The organism is Streptomyces vietnamensis (assembly GCF_000830005.1).
GTDB classification, from domain to species: Bacteria; Actinomycetota; Actinomycetes; order Streptomycetales; family Streptomycetaceae; genus Streptomyces; species Streptomyces vietnamensis.
Map to the genome: position 1 here is coordinate 4,969,888 of NZ_CP010407.1, position 21,820 is coordinate 4,991,707.

Genomic DNA, 21,820 nt, shown 5'->3' on the forward strand with positions numbered 1-21,820 from the left:
TCCCATGTCCTTCCCGCTCCTTACGGCGACGGCAGCGGTGCCAGCGGTGGGCGCCGTGCTCACCGCGGCCGTGCCCGCCGCCCGGCGCACCGCCGCCAAGTGGCTGGCGCTGCTCGTCTCGCTCGTCACGCTGGTGCTCGCCGCCGTCGTCTGGGCACAGTTCGAGCCCGGCGGCGACCGGTACCAGCTGACCGAGTCGCACACCTGGATCAAGGACTTCGGCGTCCGGTACGAGCTCGGCGTCGACGGCATCGGGGTCGCGCTCATCGCGCTCACCGCCCTGCTGATCCCGTTCATCGTCCTGGCCGGCTGGCACGACGCCGACCCCCTGGAGACCTCCTCCAGGCGGTGGCGGCCCACGCAGGGCTTCTTCGCCCTGATCCTCATGGTCGAGGCGATGGTGATCCTCTCCTTCGAGGCCACCGACGTCTTCCTCTTCTACATCCTGTTCGAAGCCATGCTCATCCCGATGTACTTCCTCATCGGCGGCTTCGGCGACCGCGCCCACACGGGCTCCGACGAGAACGCGGCGGCCCAGCGCTCGTACGCGGCCGTCAAGTTCCTGCTCTACAACCTCGTCGGCGGCCTGATCATGCTGGCCGCGGTCATCGGGCTCTACGTGGTCGCGGGGAACTTCTCGCTCACCGAGATCGCCGAGGCCCGGGCCAACGGCTCGCTCGACATGGCGACCAACACCGAGCGGCTGCTGTTCCTCGGCTTCTTCTTCGCCTTCGCGGTGAAGGCGCCGCTGTGGCCGCTGCACACCTGGCTGCCGAACGCGATGGGGGAGGCCACCGCCCCGGTCGCCGTCCTCATCACCGCCGTCGTCGACAAGGTCGGCACCTTCGCGATGCTCCGCTTCTGCCTCGGCCTCTTCCCCGAGGCCAGCAAGTGGGCCACCCCCGCGATCGTCGTCCTCGCCCTCATCAGCATCGTCTACGGCGCGCTGCTCGCCGTCGGCCAGCGGGACATCAAGCGCCTGGTCGCCTACGCGTCGATCTCGCACTTCGGCTTCATCATCCTGGGCATCTTCGCGATGACCAGCCAGGGCCAGTCCGGCGCCACGCTCTACATGGTCAACCACGGCATCTCGACCGCCGCGCTCATGCTCGTCGCCGGCTTCCTGATCTCCCGGCGCGGCTCGCGGCTCATCGCCGACTACGGCGGTGTGCAGAAGGTCGCCCCGGTGCTCGCCGGCACCTTCCTGATCGGCGGCCTCGCGACCCTGTCGCTGCCCGGACTCGCCCCGTTCGTCAGCGAGTTCCTCGTCCTGGTCGGCGCCTTCGAGCGCTACCCGGTGGCCGGCATCATCGCCACCACCGGCATCGTCCTCGCCGCGCTCTACACCCTCGTCCTGTACCAGCGGACGATGACCGGGCCGGTGAAGGAGGAGGTGCGGGCACTGCCCGACCTGCGCGCGCGCGAACTGGCCGTGGTCGTCCCGCTGATCGCCGTCCTGATCTTCCTCGGGGTCTTCCCGAAGCCGCTGACGGACGTCGTCAACCCGGCCGTGCGGCACACCATGTCCGACGTCCAGCAGAAGGACCCCGAGCCCCAGATTCAGAACGTGGAGGCGGCCAAGTGAGTTCCATGGCTGTCCACAGCTTGTGGACGACGGCTGCCGGGCCGCTCGACAAGATCCCGGCGCCCCACATCGAGTACACGCAACTCTCGCCCGTGCTCATCGTGCTCGGTGCCGCGGTCGTCAGCGTCCTCGTCGAGGCCTTCGTGCCCCGCAAGGCCCGCTACCACAGCCAGGTCTTCCTCTCCGTCGCGGCGCTCGCCGCCGCCTTCGCCGCCATCGTCGGCCTGGCGGCGGGCGGTTACGGCTCCACCAAGGCCCACATCGCGGCCATGGGCGCCGTCGCCGTCGACGGACCCGCCCTGTTCCTCCAGGGCACCATTCTCCTCGCCTCCATCGTGGCGCTCTTCACCTTCGCCGAGCGCAGGCTCGACCCGGCCGACCACGGCCACAAGGTCGACTCCTTCGCCGCCGAGGCCGCCGCCGTCCCCGGCAGCGAGCACGAGAAGGCCGCCGTCAAGGCGGGCTTCACCACCACCGAGGTCTTCCCGCTCGCGCTCTTCGCGATCTCCGGCATGCTGGTCTTCCCGGCCGCCAACGACCTCCTGACGCTCTTCGTCGCCCTGGAGGTCTTCTCCCTCCCGCTGTACCTGCTCTGCGCCGTCGCCCGCCGCAAGCGGCTGATGTCGCAGGAGGCGGCCGTCAAGTACTTCCTGCTCGGCGCCTTCTCCTCGGCCTTCCTGCTCTTCGGGATCGCCCTGCTCTACGGCTACGCGGGCTCCGTCTCGTACGCGACGATCGCCCGGGTCGTCGACGGCTCGATCGGCGCCGTCGACCCGGCGCTCGCCGACACCATGGGCAACGACGCGCTGCTGCTCATCGGCTTCGCCATGGTCCTCGTGGGGCTCCTCTTCAAGGTCGGCGCCGTGCCCTTCCACATGTGGACCCCGGACGTCTACCAGGGCGCCCCGACCCCGGTCACCGGCTTCATGGCCGCCGCCACCAAGGTCGCCGCCTTCGGCGCGCTGCTCCGCCTGCTCTACGTGGTGCTGCCCGGTCTCACCTGGGACTGGCGGCCGGTCATGTGGGGCGTCGCCATCGTCACCATGCTGGGCGGTGCGATCGTCGCCATCACCCAGACCGACATCAAGCGGCTCCTGGCGTACTCGTCGATCGCGCACGCGGGCTTCCTGCTCGCGGGCGTCATCGCGGCGACGCCGTCCGGCATCTCGTCCGTCCTGTTCTACCTGGGCGCCTACTCCTTCGTGACGATCGGCGCCTTCGCCGTCGTCACCCTGGTCCGGGACGCGGGCGGCGAGGCCACCCACCTGTCCAAGTGGGCCGGGCTCGGCCGCCGTTCGCCGCTCGTCGCGGCGGTCTTCGCGGTCTTCCTGCTCGCCTTCGCCGGCATTCCGCTGACCTCCGGCTTCTCCGGGAAGTTCGCGGTCTTCAAGGCGGCGGCGGACGGCGGCGCGGGCGCGCTCGTCGTGGTCGGTGTGATCTCCTCGGCGATCGCCGCGTTCTTCTACATCCGGGTCATCGTGCTCATGTTCTTCAGCGAGCCGAAGGCGGACGGCCCGACGGTCGCCGTGCCCTCGGCCCTGACGAGCCTCACGATCGCCGCGGGCGTCGTGGTCACCCTGGTCCTCGGCCTCGCCCCGCAGTACTTCCTGGACCTGGCGAACCAGGCGAGCGTGTTCGTCCGGTAGGACCGGCGGCACGCGCGAAGGGCCCGGCTCGGGGGCGAGCCGGGCCCTTCGTCGTACGCGGACGCGGTCAGGCCATCAGCGGTCAGGCCGTCGGCGGTCAGGCCATCCAGAAGAAGACGGCGGTCATCCGCTTGTCCTCCAGGGTGGTGCCCCAGTAGCCCGTCGCGCTGTGCATCAGGTTCGCGGAGTACAGCAGCAGGCGGTTGTAGCGGTGGGGGACGCGGATGTCCTCGGTGAAGGAGTCCGGGGGGACGAAGCGGGTGCCCAGGGCGTCGACCAGGTTGTTGTGCGGGGCCAGGACCTGGTTGCCGCCGAGCCGGCCGCCCGGGAGGTTCTGGCGGTAGAAGCTGGTGCCGCAGTCCTTGGGGGTGTCCGGGCTGAGGTAGAGCACGGCGGCGTAGCGGCACAGGCTGCGGGAGTCGGTGTGCGGGCGGGGCTCGCACTCGTCCTTGCCGACGGCCTGGACGCAGTTGTGGTTGAAGGTGCCGGCGCCGTCCGGGTTCTCGGCCCAGATCCGCGGGGCGCCGGTGGCCTTGCGCACCAGCCTTTCCACGCGGGCGAGTTCGCCCGGCTCCAGGGCGGGCATGGCCCGCTGGCCCGGCCAGGGCTCGGGGTTGACCGGGGCGCCCTGGACCCAGTCGTCCTTGGCGAGGCACCGGGCGCGCACCTCGTCGATGTTCGGCAGGACGTCGTCGATGACCCAGTAGTCGCGGCCCTTCGTCGGCTTCCGGTAGGGGAGGACCGGGAGTCCGGCGGGGCGGGCGGCGGGTCGTGCGGGGGGACGGAAGGGGGTTTGTGGGGGGTTGAAGGACATGCCGGGAACGCTAGTTCGCTCCCGGAATCCACACTCCAAAGCTCGGGCCAAGGCTCCGACAAGAGATGGTGTGCGCAGACCCATGGAAAGGGAAGGGCGCCTCCGTGCGGGGGCGCCCTTCCTCTCGGCCGTACGGGTCAGGCGGAGGGGACGATCCGGCCGCGGACCTCGCCGAGGGCCACCCGGGTGCCGTCCGGGCCCGGGGCCCAGGCCGTGAGGACGACCTCGTCGCCGTCCTCCAGGAACGTCCGCTTGCCGCCCGGCAGTTCGAGGGCGTCGCGGCCGTTCCAGGTGAGCTCCAGGAGCGAGCCCCGCTGGTTCACCTCGGGCCCGGAGACCGTGCCGGAGCCGTACAGGTCGCCCGTACGGAGCGAGGCGCCGTTCACCGTCATGTGGGCGAGCTGCTGGGCCGCCGTCCAGTACATCGAGGAGAACGGCGGCTCGGCCACCACCTCGCCGTTGATCTCCACCGAGATCCGCAGGTCGAAGCCGCCCGGCTCCTCCTCCGCCGCGTCGTCCAGGTAGGGGAGGAGCGGGAAGTCGCGGGCGGGCGGGGCCGTACGGGCCGCGTCCAGGGCCTCCAGGGGCGTCACCCACGCCGAGACCGAGGTCTGGAACGACTTGCCGAGGAACGGGCCGAGCGGCACGTACTCCCAGGCCTGCACGTCCCGCGCCGACCAGTCGTTGAGCAGCGTCAGGCCGAAGACGTGCTCCCGGAAGTCGGCCAGCGGGACCGGCTTCCCGAGCTCGGACGGGGTGCCGACGAGGAAGCCGACCTCCGCCTCGATGTCCAGCTTGACCGAGGGGCCGAAGACCGGCGCCGGGTCCGACGGGGCCTTGCGCTGCCCGGAGGGGCGTACGACATCGGTGCCGGAGACCACGACCGTGCCCGCGCGACCGTGGTAACCGATCGGCAGGTGCTTCCAGTTGGGGGTGAGCGCGTCGCCGTCGGGGCGGAAGATCTTCCCCACGTTCGTCGCGTGGTGCTCGCTCGCGTAGAAGTCGACGTAGTCCGCGACCTCGTACGGCAGGTGCAGCGTCACCGCGTCGAGCGGGTGGAGCAGCGGCTCGATGTCCGCCCGGTGCGCGGGCACCGTCACCCAGGCCGTCAGCGCCCGGCGGACGTCGCGCCAGGCGGTCCGCCCGGCCGCGAGCAGCGGGTTGAGGCTGGGCTGCGCGAGCAGCGCCGCGTACGGGGAGCCGAGCGCGTGCGCCGCGGCACCCGCGTCCAGGACGTGCCCGCCGATGCGGACGCCGAGCCGGCGCCGCCCGGGCTCGTCGGCGGTGGAGAAGACGCCGTACGGGAGGTTGTGCGGGCCGAAGGGGTCGCCCTCGGCCAGATCGAGCGGGCTGTGCTCGGACATCGGTGCGTGCCTCGCTTTCCACGTGTGTGGGGGACACGTTACGGGGCGGGCCGCCGGGCGCTGATGACATGGATCACACAGAAACCGCGGCCTCCGTGGGCAACTGCCCGCATTCGCGCGGTTTGTGTCCCGAGCCGCCCCGGAACGCCCCTGCGAGCTGCGGAAACGGGCTCCCGCCGGGGCCTTCCCGGCCCTACGATCATGTCGGTGTCGTGCCGCGTGAGGTAGCCGCGGGCGCGCGCCCACCACTGTTCTTCGCAGTCTTTCTCTCTGACCAGGAAAAGGTCCGCAACGTGAAGATCCGCCGCATTCTGGCGACCGCCGTGGCCGCCGCCGTGACCACCCCGGTCGTGTTCCTCTCGGCCGCCCCGGCGTTCGCCGACGCCAAGCCGTCGGCCCCGGCGACGCAGAAGCCCGCGTCCGGCGAGGACGACCCCGAGGACGACATGCCCTCGCTCGAGGAGCTGAAGGCCGCCGTCGCCGAGGCCCAGAAGGCGTGCGACAAGGCCGTCGTCGACCTCGACAAGGCCACCGAGGCCCTGAAGGCCCTGGACGCGGCCGACAACCCGCTCGTGGTCGCGGTCGCCGACGCGCAGAAGGCCGTCGCCGAGGCCGCCGCCAAGAAGACGGCCGCCGACGAGGCGCTCGCCAAGGCCCAGGAGGCCGTGACGAAGCTGCCGGAGACCGCGACCGAGGAGGAGAAGGCGGCCGCCGCCGCTGCCGTCACCGCCGCGCAGACGGCCGCCGACGAGGCAGCCACCGCGAAGACCGCCGCCGACACGAAGCTGGCGCAGGCCGAGGGCGCGCTCAAGGCCGCCAAGGACGCCGCCGCGCACGTGGTCGACCTCGCCGAGAAGGTGAAGCAGTCCGCCTCCGAGAAGCTCGACGAGGCCAAGGAAGAGCTCGCCTTCTACCAGGACATGGGGGGCGAGTGCGAGGAGGACCCCTCCCTCAAGGTCGCGGTGAGCGGTCCGAAGAAGGTCACCGCCGGTGAGCCCGCGGTCTTCTCGATGCGCCTCACCAACACCTCCGACCACGAACTGGACCTCGTCAACGCCTTCGCGAACGCCATTCGGCTGCCCGCGCCCGGCGACGTGATCGACGAGGACACGGACTTCTCCAAGCTCGTCATCCCCGTCGAGTGGTCCTCCGCCGACGTCCTGGAGTGGACGTCGATCACCGAGAAGTCCGACTCCATCGAGGTCGGCAAGCTCGACAAGGGCGCCTCGTACGACCTGAAGCTGCGGCTCACGGTCGACGCCAAGGCCACCGCCGGCAAGGGCGCCCTCTTCGGCTACGGGGAGTACGAGAACAACGACGGCTCCTGCGGCTTCGCCAGCGACTTCAAGGACGTCAACTTCGACATCCTCGCCGCCGACAAGGGCGACAAGCCGAAGCCGAAGCCGACGGAGACCGCGACGCCGACCCCGGCGCCGACCGTCACCACCGGCGGCAACACGAACACCACCCAGCAGGGCGGCACGTCGAACACCCCCGTGACCGGCACCCTCGCCGCGACCGGTGCGAACGACACCCTGCCGCTCGGTCTCGCCGCCGCCGGGGCCGTCGCCCTGGGCGCCGGCGCGCTGGTCTTCGCCCGCCGCCGCAAGGCCGCCACGCAGGCGTAACCCCTGATCGGTCCCCCGCACGGCGTGAGTTCAGCCCGCCGTGCGGGGGATCCGCTTTTCCCAGGTGCGGTGGAAGACGACCTCGCCGCCCTCCCTGCACACCACCTCGTCCTCGGTGTGGAAGACGTCCGCGTCGCAGGAGATCTCCGAGCGGGTGTCGATCGTGACGTCCCAGGCCAGTTCGGGCCGGTGCAGCCGGATCGTCCACTCCGAGCGGGTCCGGGCGGACAGCGGGCCGCCCTCGTCGACGGTGTACGTCTCCACGGCGTCCTCGGTGTACTCCAGGCCGTCCGGGTACACGCGCGTGCCGCCGTACTTCGGGTCGACCTCGAGCGTCCACTCGTCCCTGGCGACGTCCCGGACCACCAGCCGCTCCGGGCGCGGCTCCTCCAGGGTGGCCGGGTGGGCGACGCCGAGCGGCGCGGACTGCTCCGGCTCCTCCCACTCGACGGCGTCCTCGGCGCGCGTCCGGACGGGGAGGGTGAGGGAGGAGCCGACCGGGTCGAGGGTGAAGCCGGCGGCGTCGGGCTGGGGCCAGATCCACGGCCAGTACGTGGAGGAGACGGCGAGCCGCACCCGGTGGCCGGGCGGGAAGGCGTGCCCGATGCCGTTCAGCTCGAAGACGAGGGTCTCCGGCTCGCCGATCTGGGCCTCCACGGCCCGGTCGGGGCCGTAGCGGGCGGAGAGGTTCAGGGCGCCCCGGGTGACGAGGGTGGAGGAGCCGTCGGGGGCGACGTCGCAGAGCCGGGCGACGACCTGCCCGGTGGGGGCCGTGGTGGTCAGGCGCAGGCTCACCGAGGGGCGGCCCAGGATCTCGATCGGCTCGGCGGACTCCGGTACGGGGAAGTCGAAGCAGGCCGAGCGGGCGTCCTCCTCGCGCTGGTCCGGCGGCAGGTCGGCGTCGTTGCCGAGGGGGAGGAAGCGGCCCGCGTCGAGCCCGGTCCGCTGGGGCGAGTCGACAAAAACCGGGGCGCCCTGGAAGCCGTACGTGACGGGGGTGACGTGCGGGGAGGGCCAGGCGGGGTCGGCGACCCAGCGGCCGGGCAGCTCCTCGTACACGGTGGCCGGCGGGTGCGCGTCGCTGATCCAGGAGCGGAGCAGCGGCTCGGCCATCACGTCGTTCTCGACGTCCTTGAGGTGGTGGTCCCACCAGCGCAGGGTCTCCTGGAGGAAGCCGATCGCCGGGCCCGGCGGCAGGCCGCGGTCCGGGTACTGGTGGGACCAGGGGCCGATGATCGCGCGGACCCGGTCCTGGGGGAGGTGGCGGGCGAGCCGGAGGACGGTGTCGCGGTACGGGTCGTGCCAGCCGCCGACGGCGAGGACGGCGGCCCGGACGGCCCCGTACTCCTCGCGGACGCTGCCGTGCCTCCAGTACGCGTCCCGGGTCTGGTGGGCGAGCCAGGTGTGGACGGGCGGCTCGACGGCCTCCAGGCGCCCGAGCCACAGCTCGCGCCACTCCTCGCCCACGTACCGGGGGTCCGGGGGCCGGGCGGTGAAGGCGAGCGCGGTGGCCGCCCGGGCGTGCATGCCGACGCCGAGGACCGAGCCGCCCAGGTAGTGCACGTCGTTGTCGTAGCGGTCGTCGGTGGCGCAGACGGCGACGACCGCCCCGAGCGGTCCGGGGGCGAGGGCGGCGATCCGGAGCGCGGTGGAGCCGCCCCGGCCGATGCCGAACATGCCGACCCTCCCGGTGCACCACTCCTGCTCGGCGAGCCAGTTCACGACGGCGACGCCGTCGGCGAGCTCGACGGCGTCGTACGCGTCGCCGGGCAGGCCCTCGCTGTTGCCGTGGCCGCGGACGTCGACCCGTACGGAGGCGTAGCCGTGGCCCGCGTACCAGGGGTGGCGCTGCCGGTCGCGGGGGGCGGTCCAGTCGGTCAGGCGGTCCGGCAGGTACTCCAGGAGGGCCGGTACGGGTTCGTCGGCGAGCGGACGCCACACGCGCGCGTACAGCCCGGTGCCGTCCGGCAGCGGGATGCGGAGGTCCTCGTGGCGGGTCTCGTACGGGAAGTCGGTACGGATGCGCATGTCAGAACCTCGGTGGACGGGGTGCACGATCGCCGTTCGGGGCGAAAGTGGCCATTCCTGGTCGTATCGGCTGATCACGAACATACCGGGGGTGACGGGAAGGCGCCCACGGTGATCGAAAGGTGACCGGATACGCTGGCTTGAGTGAACCGAGCGACACATCGACAATCCATGTGATCGTCAGCAGGCGTCAGCAGACAGGAGACCCCCTCGTGACCGTCGTCGGGCCGTTCGGTCTTAGCGTGCGGGACCAGGCTCTTGAAGCCGATGTCCAGACCGGTTTGGCGGCTGTGGAGGCGGGCCTCCTGGACGCCACCAAGAGCGATGTCCCCTTCATCACGGAGGCCGCGCAGCACCTCGTCCTGGCCGGGGGCAAGCGGTTCCGCCCCCTGCTCGTGATGCTCGCCGCCCAGTTCGGCGACCCCTACGCGCCGGGCGTCGTGCCCTCCGCCGTGGTCGTCGAGCTCACCCACCTGGCCACGCTCTACCACGACGACGTCATGGACGAGGCCGACGTCCGGCGCGGCGTCGACAGCGCCAACACCCGCTGGGGCAACTCGATCGCCGTCCTCACGGGTGACTTCCTCTTCGCCCGCGCCTCGCACACGCTCGCGGACCTCGGCCCCGAGGCCGTACGCATCCAGTCCGAGGCGTTCGAACGGCTCGTGACCGGCCAGATCCTGGAGACCGCGGGTCCGATGGACGGCCGCGACCCCGTCGACCACTACCTCGACGTCCTCGGCGGCAAGACCGGCTCCCTCGTCGCCGTCTCCTGCCGCTTCGGCGCCATGATGTCCGGCGCCGACGAGAGCGTCGTCGACATCCTCACCCAGTACGGCGAGCGGCTCGGCGTCGCCTTCCAGCTCGCCGACGACGTCCTCGACATCGCCTCCGACTCCCACGAGTCCGGCAAGACCCCCGGCACCGACCTCCGCGAGGGCATCCCGACCCTCCCCGTCCTCCACCTGCGGGCCGCCGCGGCCGCCCACGGGCGCCCGGAGGACCTGGAGCTCGTCGCCCTGATCGACGGCGACCTCAGCGACGACGAGCGGCACGCCGAGGCCCTGCGCCGGCTCCGCACCCACCCCGCCCTGGAGCAGGCCCGCCGGGACACCGTGCGGTACGCCGAGGAGGCCCGCGCGATGCTGGCGCCGCTGCCCGACGGCTACGCGAAGGCGGCCCTGGCCGAGATGTGCGACGCCGTGGTCCACCGAGCGGGCTAGGGCGTCTCAGGGTCGGGTCATCCCGAAGCAGTACGCGAGGTTGATCCCCGGGTCTGACGATTCCGGGCCCGCGCCTTGGTGAGATGGAGTCATCATCCACAGGGGCAGCACGGCACGGAGGTAGCGGAGACCATGGCAGAGACCCGTAAGGCGAGCCGGTTCATCGTCCCGGTCGCGGTGGCAGGAGTGGCCGCGGCGACCATCGGGCTCGTCCCGGCGCTGGCCGCGTCCGGCGACCCGGACCTGCCGGAGATCACGGCCCAGCAGCTCATCGAGAAGATCGCCGCGTCGGACACCCAGACCCTGTCCGGCACCTTCAAGATCTCCACCGACCTGGGCCTGCCGGCCCTCGACGGCCTGGCGTCCGGCCTCGGGGGCCTGGACGCCGGCGACGGCGGCCCCTCCTCGGCGGACCCGTCCGAGAAGCTCACCGAGCTCGTCTCGGGCAGCCACACGCTGCGCATCGCGGCGGACGGCCCCGAGCGCCAGCGGCTCACCCTGCTCGACGGCTCCGACGAGTACAGCCTGATCCACAACGGCGACGACGTCTGGGCCTACGACAGCAAGTCGAACGAGGCCTTCCACGAGAAGGGCGCGTCCGGCGGCGCCCCCGAGAAGGAGCAGAAACTCCCCGGTACGCCCAAGGAGCTCGCCGACGAGGTCCTGAAGGCCGCGGGCGACACCACGTCGATCACGGTCGACGGCACGGCGAAGGTGGCCGGCCGGGACGCGTACCAGCTGGTGATCAAGCCGAAGCAGTCCGGCTCGACGGTCGAGTCGGTGAAGATCGCGGTGGACGCGGCGAACGGCACCCCGCTGAAGTTCACCCTCTCCTCGGTCGAGGGCGGCAAGCCGGTCGTCGACGCGGGCTTCACGAAGGTCGACTTCGGCAAGCCGGCCGCCTCGGAGTTCACCTTCACGGCGCCGAAGGGCGCGAAGGTGACGGAGGGCGCGGCGGAGAAGGGCGAGGAGGCCCCGGGTGACCTGCCGGAGGGCTTCGAGGAGGGCATCCCCGGCCTCGGGGACGTCTTCGGCGGCGCCGGCCTCGTCCCCGGCTCCGACTCCGGCTCCGGCGAGGGCCCGACCGTCATCGGCGAGGGCTGGACGACCATCGCGAAGCTCGACACCGGGGCGCCCGCGCCCAAGACCGACGAGGCGCCGAAGGAGATCCAGGGCTTCCTGGACTCCTTCGGCGACAAGGTCACCGGCAAGTTCGGCTCGGGCACCGTCTTCAAGACGAAGCTGGTGAACGCGCTCCTCACCGACGACGGCAAGGTCTACGTCGGCGCGGTGACGAAGGACGCGCTGGTCGACGCGGCGAACTCCGGCAAGTAACGCAAGTAACGGCCGAGTTGGGACCCCGGGCGGGTCGGGGGCGAAATTCACCGACCCGCCCGGGAGTTCTTCCGGATCTACGGCAACGTCAGATCTACGGGAACGTCAGCTTGAAGCTGTTGATGTAGCCGGTGTCCGCGCCGGCCTTGTCCTGGACGCGGAGCTTCCAGACGCCGTTGGCGACCTCCGAGGAGGCGTTCACGGTGTAGGTCTGGTTGATGTTGTCGGCGCTGCCGCCCGCCCGGTTGGACAGGTTGTAGACCGAGCCGTCGGGGGCGATCAGGTCGACGACGAGGTCACCGATGTAGGTGTGGACGATGTCCACGCCGACCTTCAGCGTCGAGGGCGCGTTGCCGGTGATGCCGGAGACGGTCACCGAGGAGGTCACCGCGGCTCCCGGGGAGTCCGGGATGGCGACGTCCGCGGTGTTCTCGAAGACCGTGCCGGCCGGCGGGGTCGTCGTCCCGCTCGACAGGTTCCAGACCGCGTACGCGATGGCGTCCGCGTTCCGGTCCAGGGCGGTGTCGTTGATGTTCGCCGAGGTGTCGCAGGACGAGTGGTAGCAGCGGTCGAAGGCCTGGCCGGACGTGCCGCCCCACTTCTGCGCCTGCGCCGCCGTCTTGATGTAGTCGGCGCCGGAGAAGAGCCCGCCGACCGGGATGCCCACGTTCTTGAAGGGCGCGTGGTCGGAGCGGCCGTCGCCCTCGGTCTCGATCTCGGTGGGGATGCCGAGCCCGGCGAAGTAGTCCTTGAAGGTCTGCTCGATCGTCGGGTCGTCGTCGTAGACGAAGTAGCCCGGGTTCGGCGAGCCGATCATGTCGAAGTTCAGATAGCCGCTGATCTTTGACCGCTCGGTGGCGGGCAGGTTGTTGACGTAGTACTTCGAGCCGACGAGCCCCAGCTCCTCGGCGCCCCACCAGCCGAAGCGCAGGTGCTTCGTCGGCTGGAGCTGGGCGCGGGAGACGGCGAGCGCGGTCTCCAGGATCGCGGCGGACCCGGAGCCGTTGTCGTTGATGCCGGGGCCGCCGGTGACCGAGTCGAGGTGCGAGCCGGACATGACGACCTGGTTCGGGTCGCCGCCCGGCCAGTCGGCTATCAGGTTGTAGCCGGTGGCGCCGTTGTACGTGAACTGCTGGAGCGCGGTGGTGTAGCCGGCGGCGTCCAGCTTCGCCTTCACGAAGTCGATCGAGGCCTTGTAGCCGGTACGGCCGTGGGCGCGGTTGCCGCCGTTGGCGGTGGCGATCGACTGGAGGTCCGCCAAGTGCTGCTTGACGTTGGCGAGGGAGATGTCGGGCGGCGTGACGGCGGCGGCCGCGGCCGGGCTGGCGGAGGCGCTGGTGCCGGTGAGTCCGGCGAGCGCGAGCGCCGCGAGGGCGGCGGCCGCTGTGGCGCGTCTGGGCACGGAGATGTTCATGTGGGGGCTCCGGATTCCGAACGGGGATGGGACGGAACGTGCGAGACGCCCCGGGCGGCGGTGCCACGAGGCGCTGGAGCTGTGCGGATACGCGATTGTTCAGTTGTGCGACTGTTCGGTCGTGCGTGCTGAATGTTCAGTGAGAATTTGACTTCCCGTCAAGAGCGGAAACCGGTCAGGTGTGTTCGCTCACCGGACGAGGACGTCCTCCACCGCCTCCCGCACGCGCGGATCGGCGTCGCGGCCCAACTCCCGCAGCAGGGCGTCCACTCCGGCCCCTCGCCCTGTATCCGGACCACCGCCCGTTGTGGGCGCCTCGTGCCGCCCCCGTTGTGGGCAATCGTTCCGCTGGGGCGGAACGGGTGGGCACAACGGACCCGCGCCCTGCCGGCGCCCGAGGCTCCCGCGCCTGAACCCGCACCGCAGGTACGGCACCGTCGGGGTGCGGGTCCAGGCCCGGAACGCCTAGGCCCGGCCGGGGGCGCCGTCCCGTGTGCCCACCCGTCCCGCCCCAGCGGGACGATTGCCCACACGGCAGCGGGGCACCGCCCGCCCCGGCGCGGGGTCACATGGCAGCGGGGCACCGCCCGGCGTAGGTGCGGGCCCACATGGCAGCGGGGCACCGCCCAGCCCGGCGGCGGGCACGCGGGCTCGGGTCAGTTCTCCAGGACGCCCGTGTACAGGCCCGCGACGCCCCGGAACACCTCCCAGCCCCGGGCGTCCGAGGCCCCGGCCACCCGCCGTACCGCCCCCGCCGCCGTCACCCGGGCGGGCTCGCGGTCGCCGTACCGGCCGACGCGCACCGGCTCCTCGTCGGGGAGCCGTACGTGCACGGCGACGAGCCCGCGCGGCCCCGGCCGGCGGGACAGTTCGCGTAGCCACTGGTGGGTGAGGGTGTACGAGGGGAGGACGGGGAAGAGGAACACCCCGCGCCACTCGCCGTGTCCGGCGGCACGAAGACCGGACCGCCGGACCCGGGCCGCGTTCGCGCCGGGGGTGAGGTGGACGAAGGTCGCCATGGTGGGTGGTCGCTCCTAGGGCCTGTCTGGCAATTCGCGTCGGATCAGGGGCGGGCGGTCGAGGATCTCGACGTACACGATCCGGCCGTGGACGACGTCGACGTTGAGCATCCCCCCAGTGGCGTGACTCGGGGACGCGGCGGGACGGCGTGCGACGGCGGAACGGGGGATTCAGGCACTAGGGTCGGGCTCCGCGCGACCGTCGCCGCCTCGAAGGAGCACCGCACATGAAGATCGCCGTACTGGGAACGGGCGAGGTCGGTCGCCGGCTCGCCACGAAGCTGGTCTCCCTCGGACACGAGGTCGCCCTGGGGTCCCGTACCGCGGACAACGCCGACGCCGCCAAGTGGGCCGGGGAGCACGGCGGGACGCACGGGACCTTCGCCGACGCGGCCGGCCCCGCCGAGCTCGTCGTCAACGCGACCGGCGGGCTCGTCTCCCTCGCCGCACTCCAGGCCGCGGGCGCCGACAACCTGAGCGGCAAGGTCCTGATCGACGTGTCCAACGCGCTGGACTTCTCGGAGGGCTTCCCGCCCAAGGTCGGCCTGCCCGACGGCAGGAGCGTCGCCGAGCAGCTCCAGGACGCCTTCCCGGGGACGCGCGTCGTCAAGACGCTCAACACCATGACCAACACCGTCATGGTCGAGCCCGGCCGGGTCTCGGGGCACCACAACGTCTTCCTGAGCGGCGACGACGCGGACGCGAAGGCCGTGGTCGCGGAGCTGCTCGCCTCCTTCGGCTGGGCGGCCGACCAGATCATCGACCTCGGCGAGCTGTCGAGCGCCCGCGCCACCGAGCAGCTGCTGCCCCTGTGGCTGCGGCTCTACGGGATGCTCGGCACCGGGGACTTCAACTTCGCCGTCGTGGGGGCCCGAGCCTGATCCCGCAGGTGGTCCAGGAGGCCTTCCGGCTCCGGGTAGGGCTCCTCCCGGGGGAGCAGCCGACCGGCGGCCTCCAGATCACCGGCCCGGACCAGACCGTGGACCTCGTGGGCCAGCGCGGTCACGTCGGTGATCGAGACCGTCCACTCGTCCGCGTACCGGCGGGACGCCTCGCCCGCCAGGCCGAGCTGGAGCGAGCGGTGCGGGAGGGGCCGGAGGTGGAGGTCGCGCTCCGGGTCCCACTGGACCCGGGCCGGCGCCTGCCGCAACTGCCGCTTCCAGGAGGCCTGGTCCGTGTGGAAACCGCGCTGGTAGTGGGAGAGGCAGGCGTTCCGCAGGGCCCATTCGAAGCCCTCGCGGGTGATCTCCACGGCGAGGACGGTCTCCTGGCCCTCCTTCTCCCCCCAGCCGCAGCGGTACATCATCCACAGGAACGAGGGCTTGATCCACGTCATCCGGTCCCGCTTCCAGACCGCCGGGAAGCGGCCGTCCCGGGCGGCGGGGACCCCGATCTCGGGCCGGTAGGCCTGGTAGACGGTGATCGTGCGCTCGGTGTGCAGCGCGCGGATCCGGTACTTCGGTTCTTCCATGCGCCTCAGGGTGCGGGGCGGGCGCCGGGCGCGGCCACCGGTTTTCGTGCTGCGAGCAACGTCACGGTCTGAACCGCCGAGTACGCCCCTAATGTGGAGGGATGAACGATTCGCCCGGCAGCCCGTTGATCGACGTCGTCGCCACGTACATGCCCCGGCTCTCGGAGTTCTCCTTCGAGCCGGGGCTCGTGGCCGCCGTCGACCAGCACGCGGCGGCCGTGTGCGACGCACTGCTCCCGGCCCAGCGGGGCCCGGAGGTCCGGACCGTCCGCCGTGAGGACCTCGCCGACTACGTCCTCGGGTTCACCGACTGGCTGACCGAGGTCGACTGGACCGAGCCCGTCGGCCACGACTTCGCGACCCTGCGCCTGACGGCGGTCTGCTGGCTGATCCGGGAACACGACCTGCTGGACGCGTAGGCCCGCCCTGCATCGGGTCCGCCGGAGGGTCCGCGCGCAGGGCGGGCGTCGGGTCCGTCGGCTGCTCCCCGCGTAGGGCCCGCATCGGGGTGACGAGGCCGCCGCCGACGCCGACGATCACGGCACCGGCGATCATGGCGAGCACGGCCGTGAGCACCGGGCCGGTCACCGAGGCCGGTCACCGAGGTCGCGATGCCCGCCCGCGGTCAGTGCCCCGGCTGCGCCGACGGGGTGGAAACCGGAGTGGTCTCCGTCTCTCCGCCGCTGTGTCCGGTCGCGGGAGCGGCGTCCAGGAGGGCAGCGGCGGCCGCCGCCTCGACCGCCGCGCGGCTCTTCCGGGCCGTCCGGAGCGCGTCCCAGGTGAGGATCGTCAGGGCCAGCCAGACGAGGGAGAAGCCCGCCCAGCGCTCCGGCGGCATCTCCTCGTGGAAGTAGACGACCCCGAGGAGGAACTGGAAGGTCGGCGCCAGGTACTGGAGGAGTCCGAGCGTCGACAGCGGTACGCGGATCGCCGCCGCCCCGAAGCAGACGAGGGGCGCCGCCGTGACGATGCCGGTGGCGGCGAGCAGCGCCGTGTGCCCGGCGCCGTGGTGGCCGAAGGCCAGGTCGCCCCGGGTGCCGAGCCAGACGAGGTAGCCGAGGGCGGGCAGGAACTGGACGGCGGTCTCGGCGGCGAGCGACTCCAGGCCGCCGATGTTGACCTTCTTCTTCACCAGGCCGTAGACGGCGAAGGAGAAGGCGAGGGTGAGCGAGATCCACGGCGGCCGCCCGTACCCGATCGCCAGGACGAGCACGGCCGCGACGCCGACGCCGACCGCCGCCCACTGCGCGGGGCGCAGCCGCTCCTTCAGGACGAGGACGCCGAGGGCGATGGTGACGAGCGGGTTGATGAAGTAGCCGAGGGAGGCCTCGACGACGTGGCCCGTGTTCACGGACCAGATGTAGAGGCCCCAGTTCACGGTGATGACGGCGGCGGCGAAGGTGATCAGGCCGAGCTTGCGCGGGCTGCGCACCAGCTCGGGTATCCAGCCCCAGCGGCGCAGCGCGAGCAGCGCGATGCCGACGAAGGCCAGGGACCACACCATCCGGTGGGCGAGGATCTCGATCGCGCCGGCGGGCTTGAGGAGGGGCCAGAAGAGCGGGACCAGCCCCCACATGCCGTAGGCGCCGATCCCGTAGAGCAGTCCTGCTCGTCCCTCGTTCTTCTCCGTCTTCACCGGACCTCCCGCCCTGTGCGCCGCGCCTGTCCTGTCGAAGGTAGCGCCGCACGGGGCGGGTTGTCATGGCCGTATCGCCATACGGTCATGACAGCGTCAGGAGGCGGCGAGCGCGTCCTTGATCGACTCGGCGATCGGGGTGGTCGGGCGGCCGATCAGCCGGGCCAGGTCGCCGGTCCGCAGGGCGAGCGCGCCGAGCGCGACGGCCCGGTCGACGTCGACGAGGATCTCGGCGAAGGGCCCCGGGACCCCGGCGCCGGTGAGGATCTCCAGGTGGACCGCGCCGGGGACGGCGTTGTACGTGATCTCCCGGCCGGTCTGGGCGCCGACCTCGGCCGCATACTCGGCGAAGGACCAGGCGGTGTCGCCGCTCAGCTCGTACGTCTTGTTCAGGTGCTCCTCGGCCGGGCCGGTCAGGACGGCGGCCGCGGCGGCGGCGTAGTCGGCGCGGGCGGCGGAGGCGACGCGGCCCTCGCCGGCGCTGGCGACGACGGCGCCGTGGGCCAGGACCGGGGCGAGGTTCGCGGTGTAGTTCTCGGAGTACCAGCCGTTGCGGAGGAAGGTGTACGGCAGGCCGGACGCGAGGATCAGCTCCTCGGTCGCCTTGTGCTCGTCGGCGAGCGTGAAGTCGGCCTCCGGGCCGCCGAGGACGCCGGTGTACGCGAGCTGGGCCACGCCCGCCGCCTTGGCCGCGTCGATCACGGCGGCGTGCTGGGCGACGCGCTGCCCGACCTCGCTGCCCGAGATCAGCAGCACCCGGTCGCCGGCCTCGAAGGCCTCCGCCAGGGTCTCCGGTCGGCTGTAGTCGGCGATCCGCAGCTCGACACCGCGCTCGGCGAGGTCGGCGGCCTTCGCCTTGTCGCGGACGACGGCGGCGACGGACTGGGCGGGGACGGTTTCGAGGAGGGTGTCGACGACGAGACGGCCGAGCTGTCCGGTGGCTCCGGTGACGACGATGCTCATGGTGCTTCCTTCTTCCCGTGGGTGCGGTGGGTGCGGTGGGTGCGGTGGGTGCGGTAGGCCGGTGGCTCCGCTGGGCGATGCACTCACCGTACGACGGGCGCTAACCATTCGTAAGTACCCACTTTGAAGTAAGGTACTGGCATGGAAGTAAGCAAGCCGCCGAACGTGAACGAGCCGATGTGCCCCTCGCGCCTCGTCCTGGAGCACGTCACCAGCCGCTGGGGCGTCCTCGTCCTCGCGGCCCTCCTGGAGCGCTCGTACCGCTTCAGCGAGCTGCGCCGCACGATCGGCGGCGTCAGCGAGAAGATGCTGGCCCAGACCCTCCAGACCCTGGAGCGCGACGGCTTCGTCCACCGCGACGCCAAGCCCGTCATCCCGCCCCGCGTCGACTACAGCCTCACCCCCCTCGGGGAGGGGGCCGCCCGCCAGGTCTGGGAGCTCGCCCGCTGGACCGAGCAGCAGGTCGGCGCGGTCGAGGCGGCGCGTGTGCGTTACGACACGGTGCGTGCGGCGTCCCAATGACGTTGTAGCCCGCGCGAGTTGATCTGCGGAGCCGTACGATCTCCCTCACCGACCGGGGGATCGTGCGAGCGACCGTGGGGGAACTGTGGCGTACGGGGACCGAAGACTGCTGCGTGCCTGCTGTGCCGTGATGGTGGGCGGGCTGATCGCGACCGGGTGCAGTAGCGGCGGCGAGGGCGAGAAACCCGGAGGCGGCGAGAAACCCGGAGGCAAGGGCGGTACGAGCGCGACGGCGGCCCCGACCAAGGCCCCGACCGCGACGCCCACTCCCACGCCGACCGCCTTCGACTTCACCCCGGACCCGAAGCGCGCGCCGAAGACCGAGGCCGAGGCCAGGCGCCTCGCCCTCGCCGTCGTCGCGGGTCCCGACGCCTGGGGCCCCGAGTACGTCAAGCGCAGCCCGTACCTCAGCGACCCGGAGTACTGGCCGGTGCTCGACGAGACCTGCTCCTGGGAGACCGGCAGCCGTCCCTCGACGGTGCTCTACAGCGTCACCGCCTACAGCGAGATCCCGGCCGCCGGCGGCAAGGGCAACCTTCGGGTCGCCTCCACCGTCACCGTGCACCGCACCGCGACCGACGCCGACTGGGAGATGGCCTCCACCCTCGAAGAGGCGCTGCGCTGCCCCGACCAGCAACTGCGCGCCGGCGAGCGCATCTCCGGACTCATCTCGGTCGGCAACTCGTTCGGCAGGGACGGCATGTACACCGCCGAGGACTCCCTCGGCGAACGCGGCTTCTACGAGCGCGACGACGTGAAGGGGAAGCAGCAGTACGGCTGGACCCAGTCCCGGATCGGCCAGGTCACCGTCGCCGTCGTGGTCAAGGGCGCCGCCGGCTACAGCGAGACGGCCACGGCCACGACCACGGGCACGATCCAGCCCCAGGTCAACGCCCTCGTCACCATGCTGAATCGCGTCAAGAAGCAGTTGGAGGTCCAGTCGTGAGCACCGCTGCCCCGCAGCCGGGACCCCGGCCCGGCGACCTCCAGCCCCTCCTTCCCTCCGACCCCTCGACGATCGCCGGCTACCGGCTCCTCGGCCGGCTCGGCGCCGGCGGCATGGGCGTCGTCTACCTCGGCCGCACCGCCGCCGGCGAACTCGCCGCCGTCAAGGTCACCCACGCCGACCAGGCCGACCAGCCCGACTTCCGGGCCCGCTTCCGCCGCGAGGTCGAGGCCGCCCGCCGGGTCTCCAGCCCCTGGGCCGTGCCCGTCACCGGCGCCGACCCGGACGCCCCCGAACCCTGGATGGCCACCGCCTTCGTCGCCGGCCCCTCCCTCGGCGAGGCCGTCGCCGCGCACGGCCCGCTGCCCGAGCGGTCCGTCCGCCTCCTCGGCTGGTCCGTCGCCCGCGCACTTGCCGCCGTGCACGCCGCCGGGCTCGTCCACCGGGACGTCAAGCCCGGCAACGTCCTCCTCGCCGTCGACGGCCCCCGCCTCATCGACTTCGGCATCGCCCGCGCCACCGGCGAGACCGCCCTCACCGCCACCGACATGGTCGTCGGCACCCCCGGCTTCCTCGCCCCCGAGCAGGCCGAGGCCCGCACCGACGCGATCGGCCCGCCCGCCGACGTCTTCGCCCTCGGCTGCCTCCTCGCGTACGCGGCGACCGGCCGCCCGCCCTTCGGCACCGGCGCCGTGGACGCCCTCATGTACCGCACCGTCCACGACGAGCCCGACCTCACCGGCGTACCCGAAGGACTGCTCGACCTCGTCCGGGCCTGCCTCGCCAAGGACCCGGCCGCCCGGCCCACGGCGGCCGAGATCGGCGTACAGCTCGTCGAGGACACCCCGCGCGACGGCGCCGAGTGGCTGCCCGCCCCCGTCGTCCGGACCATCGCCGAACGCTCCGCACGGATGCTCGCCCTCCCCGAGATCGACACCACCGAGGCGGGCACGGCACCCGCCGCGCCCCCGAAGAGCCGGCGCGGCTTCCTGCTCGCCGCCGGCGGCGCCGTGCTGGCGTTGGGCGGCGGCGCCGTCTGGGCGGCGCTCGGAGACGACCGGGACACCCGGGGCGACGGCAAGAAGACCCCGCCGCCCCGCACCCGCTGGACGATCGGTGTCCTCGCCGACCTCTCGGGACCCGCCAAGGTCATCGGACAGGCCCAGGAGCACGGTGCACGCCTGGCCGTCGAGCAGTTCAACGCCCGCAAGGACAAGCCCTTCACGCTCGACCTCGAGGTGGTCGACGACCGGGGCGACGCGGCCCGGGCCGTGGAACGCGCCAGGACCCTGACCACCGACCCGGGGGTCGTCGCCGTCCTCGGCGCCACCACCGACGCCGTCGGCCTGGCCGTCCTCCCCGTCTTCGAGGAGGCCGGACTCCCGCTGATCACGGTCTCGGCCGGATACAACATGCTCACCCTGCGGCCCGACGGGGCCTCGCCGAACGAGACGGTCCTGCGGGCCATCCCGAGTCACATCTTCGCCGGCTCCCACCTCGCCTTCGCCGCCACGCTGCTGCCGGGCATCAGCCGCCCCGGTGTCCTGGAGGACCGGACCCAGGACTCGTACAGCTGGCAGGTCACCGGCGGCGTGCGCTTCGGCTTCGGGCAGGCCGGGATCACCCCGCACTACCGGGTCGTCCCGGCCCGGGCGGGCGCACGCGACTACCGCCGGGTCCTCGGCGAGATGATCGACGCCGGCATCGACGCGTACGTCCACTGCGGAATCACCGAGACCGCCGTCCTCGCGGCCCGCGCCCTCAACGAACTCCGCTTCACCGGGCCGAGGTTCACCGGCCAGGCCGTCTTCGGCCCGGACTTCCTGAAGCAGGGCGGGGCGGACGCCGAGGGCTGGTTCGTGTGCGCGCCCGTGGCCGACCCCGCCACGCTGAAGTCGGCCGCCGCCTTCAGCGCCGCGCACCGCAAGCGGTACGGCACGGCCCCCGCGTACTACGCGGGCGAGTCGTACGACGTCGTCACGATGACGATCGGGCAGCTGGTGGCCGACGCGAAGGCCGGTCGCAAGCCCGCCCGCAAGGGGCTGTGGGCCGCGCTGCGCAAGCAGAAGTACACCGGCGCCCTGGGGGCCTTGATGTTCAACGAGACGGGCGAGCTGAGCCCCGGCGGCACGTACGTCTACGCGGTGCGGAACGGCGCGTACAAGCCCGTGGGCGCCGCACCGCTGGTACCGAACAAGCCCGGGCAGAACAAGAAGAAGGCCTGAA

At 72.2% G+C, this 21,820-nt stretch carries 18 protein-coding genes; 10 read left to right on the plus strand and 8 right to left on the minus strand.

Going from position 1 to position 21,820, the window contains the following annotated elements; genetic code table 11:
- Nucleotides 1–4 precede the first annotated feature (4 nt).
- Both SVTN_RS22335 and nuoN read left to right on the plus strand, forming a co-directional pair.
- Nucleotides 5–1,585 carry an NADH-quinone oxidoreductase subunit M gene (locus tag SVTN_RS22335; RefSeq protein ID WP_041130696.1) on the plus strand — a complete coding sequence of 527 codons (1,581 nt, stop codon included), beginning with the start codon at nt 5–7 and terminating at the stop codon, nt 1,583–1,585.
- The gene (gene nuoN / locus SVTN_RS22340) at nt 1,582–3,231 is read left to right on the plus strand and encodes an NADH-quinone oxidoreductase subunit NuoN (protein WP_041130697.1); all 1,650 of its coding nucleotides are present in this window, start codon (nt 1,582–1,584) and stop codon (nt 3,229–3,231) included. The genes SVTN_RS22335 and nuoN overlap by 4 nt, the downstream gene beginning before the upstream one ends.
- 97 nt (nt 3,232–3,328) lie before the next feature.
- On the opposite strand, the gene SVTN_RS22345 is transcribed toward nuoN, so the two are convergent.
- Nucleotides 3,329–4,045, minus strand: a complete 717-nt coding sequence (locus tag SVTN_RS22345; protein WP_041130698.1) for a DUF6445 family protein — start codon at nt 4,043–4,045, stop codon at nt 3,329–3,331.
- Nucleotides 4,046–4,182: 137 nt separating this feature from the next.
- A complete protein-coding gene (gene fahA, locus SVTN_RS22350; RefSeq protein ID WP_041130699.1) occupies nt 4,183–5,409 on the minus strand; it encodes a fumarylacetoacetase in 1,227 nt (408 codons plus the stop codon).
- 293 nt (nt 5,410–5,702) lie between these two features.
- Between fahA and SVTN_RS22355 the strand changes: the two genes are divergently transcribed.
- Nucleotides 5,703–7,037: an LPXTG cell wall anchor domain-containing protein gene (locus tag SVTN_RS22355; protein ID WP_041130700.1), complete on the plus strand. Its 1,335-nt coding sequence runs from the start codon at nt 5,703–5,705 to the stop codon at nt 7,035–7,037.
- Nucleotides 7,038–7,067: 30 nt separating this feature from the next.
- On the opposite strand, the gene SVTN_RS22360 is transcribed toward SVTN_RS22355, so the two are convergent.
- On the minus strand, nt 7,068–9,065 hold the full coding sequence (locus tag SVTN_RS22360; protein ID WP_041130701.1) for a CocE/NonD family hydrolase: 1,998 nt from the start codon (nt 9,063–9,065) through the stop codon (nt 7,068–7,070).
- A gap of 212 nt (nt 9,066–9,277) precedes the next feature.
- On the opposite strand from SVTN_RS22360, the gene SVTN_RS22365 reads away from it, so the two are divergent.
- A complete protein-coding gene (locus tag SVTN_RS22365; RefSeq protein WP_041130702.1) occupies nt 9,278–10,288 on the plus strand; it encodes a polyprenyl synthetase family protein in 1,011 nt (336 codons plus the stop codon).
- Nucleotides 10,289–10,420: 132 nt separating this feature from the next.
- Entirely contained in the window at nt 10,421–11,623 is a 1,203-nt protein-coding gene (locus tag SVTN_RS22370; protein ID WP_041130703.1) for a LolA family protein, read from the plus strand.
- 94 nt (nt 11,624–11,717) lie between these two features.
- On the opposite strand, the gene SVTN_RS22375 is transcribed toward SVTN_RS22370, so the two are convergent.
- Together SVTN_RS22375 and SVTN_RS22380 are read right to left on the minus strand one after the other, a co-directional pair.
- A complete protein-coding gene (locus tag SVTN_RS22375; protein WP_041130704.1) occupies nt 11,718–13,037 on the minus strand; it encodes a M28 family metallopeptidase in 1,320 nt (439 codons plus the stop codon).
- Between the two features lie 656 nt (nt 13,038–13,693).
- A complete protein-coding gene (locus SVTN_RS22380) occupies nt 13,694–14,056 on the minus strand; it encodes a hypothetical protein (RefSeq protein ID WP_052499257.1) in 363 nt (120 codons plus the stop codon).
- 227 nt (nt 14,057–14,283) lie between these two features.
- On the opposite strand from SVTN_RS22380, the gene SVTN_RS22385 reads away from it, so the two are divergent.
- The gene (locus SVTN_RS22385; protein WP_041130705.1) at nt 14,284–14,937 is read left to right on the plus strand and encodes an NADPH-dependent F420 reductase; all 654 of its coding nucleotides are present in this window, start codon (nt 14,284–14,286) and stop codon (nt 14,935–14,937) included.
- Here the strand turns inward: SVTN_RS22385 and SVTN_RS22390 are convergent.
- Entirely contained in the window at nt 14,880–15,527 is a 648-nt protein-coding gene (locus SVTN_RS22390; protein WP_041130706.1) for a DUF4291 domain-containing protein, read from the minus strand. The genes SVTN_RS22385 and SVTN_RS22390 overlap by 58 nt on opposite strands.
- Nucleotides 15,528–15,628: 101 nt before the next feature.
- On the opposite strand from SVTN_RS22390, the gene SVTN_RS22395 reads away from it, so the two are divergent.
- On the plus strand, nt 15,629–15,946 hold the full coding sequence (locus tag SVTN_RS22395; protein ID WP_041130707.1) for a DUF6401 family natural product biosynthesis protein: 318 nt from the start codon (nt 15,629–15,631) through the stop codon (nt 15,944–15,946).
- A gap of 206 nt (nt 15,947–16,152) precedes the next feature.
- On the opposite strand, the gene rarD is transcribed toward SVTN_RS22395, so the two are convergent.
- Complete coding sequence (gene rarD, locus SVTN_RS22400) at nt 16,153–17,103, minus strand: EamA family transporter RarD (RefSeq protein WP_052499710.1); 951 nt, start codon at nt 17,101–17,103, stop codon at nt 16,153–16,155.
- Between the two features lie 156 nt (nt 17,104–17,259).
- A complete protein-coding gene (locus SVTN_RS22405; RefSeq protein ID WP_041130709.1) occupies nt 17,260–18,126 on the minus strand; it encodes an NmrA family NAD(P)-binding protein in 867 nt (288 codons plus the stop codon).
- Nucleotides 18,127–18,267: 141 nt separating this feature from the next.
- Between SVTN_RS22405 and SVTN_RS22410 the strand changes: the two genes are divergently transcribed.
- The 3 genes from SVTN_RS22410 (at nt 18,268) to SVTN_RS22420 (ending at nt 21,819) form a co-directional block, all read left to right on the plus strand.
- Nucleotides 18,268–18,648, plus strand: a complete 381-nt coding sequence (locus SVTN_RS22410) for a winged helix-turn-helix transcriptional regulator (protein ID WP_041130710.1) — start codon at nt 18,268–18,270, stop codon at nt 18,646–18,648.
- Between the two features lie 130 nt (nt 18,649–18,778).
- Complete coding sequence (locus SVTN_RS22415) at nt 18,779–19,594, plus strand: hypothetical protein (RefSeq protein ID WP_041130711.1); 816 nt, start codon at nt 18,779–18,781, stop codon at nt 19,592–19,594.
- Complete coding sequence (locus SVTN_RS22420; RefSeq protein ID WP_041130712.1) at nt 19,591–21,819, plus strand: bifunctional serine/threonine-protein kinase/ABC transporter substrate-binding protein; 2,229 nt, start codon at nt 19,591–19,593, stop codon at nt 21,817–21,819. Before SVTN_RS22415 ends, SVTN_RS22420 begins: the two co-directional genes overlap by 4 nt.
- Nucleotide 21,820: the final 1 nt, after the last annotated feature.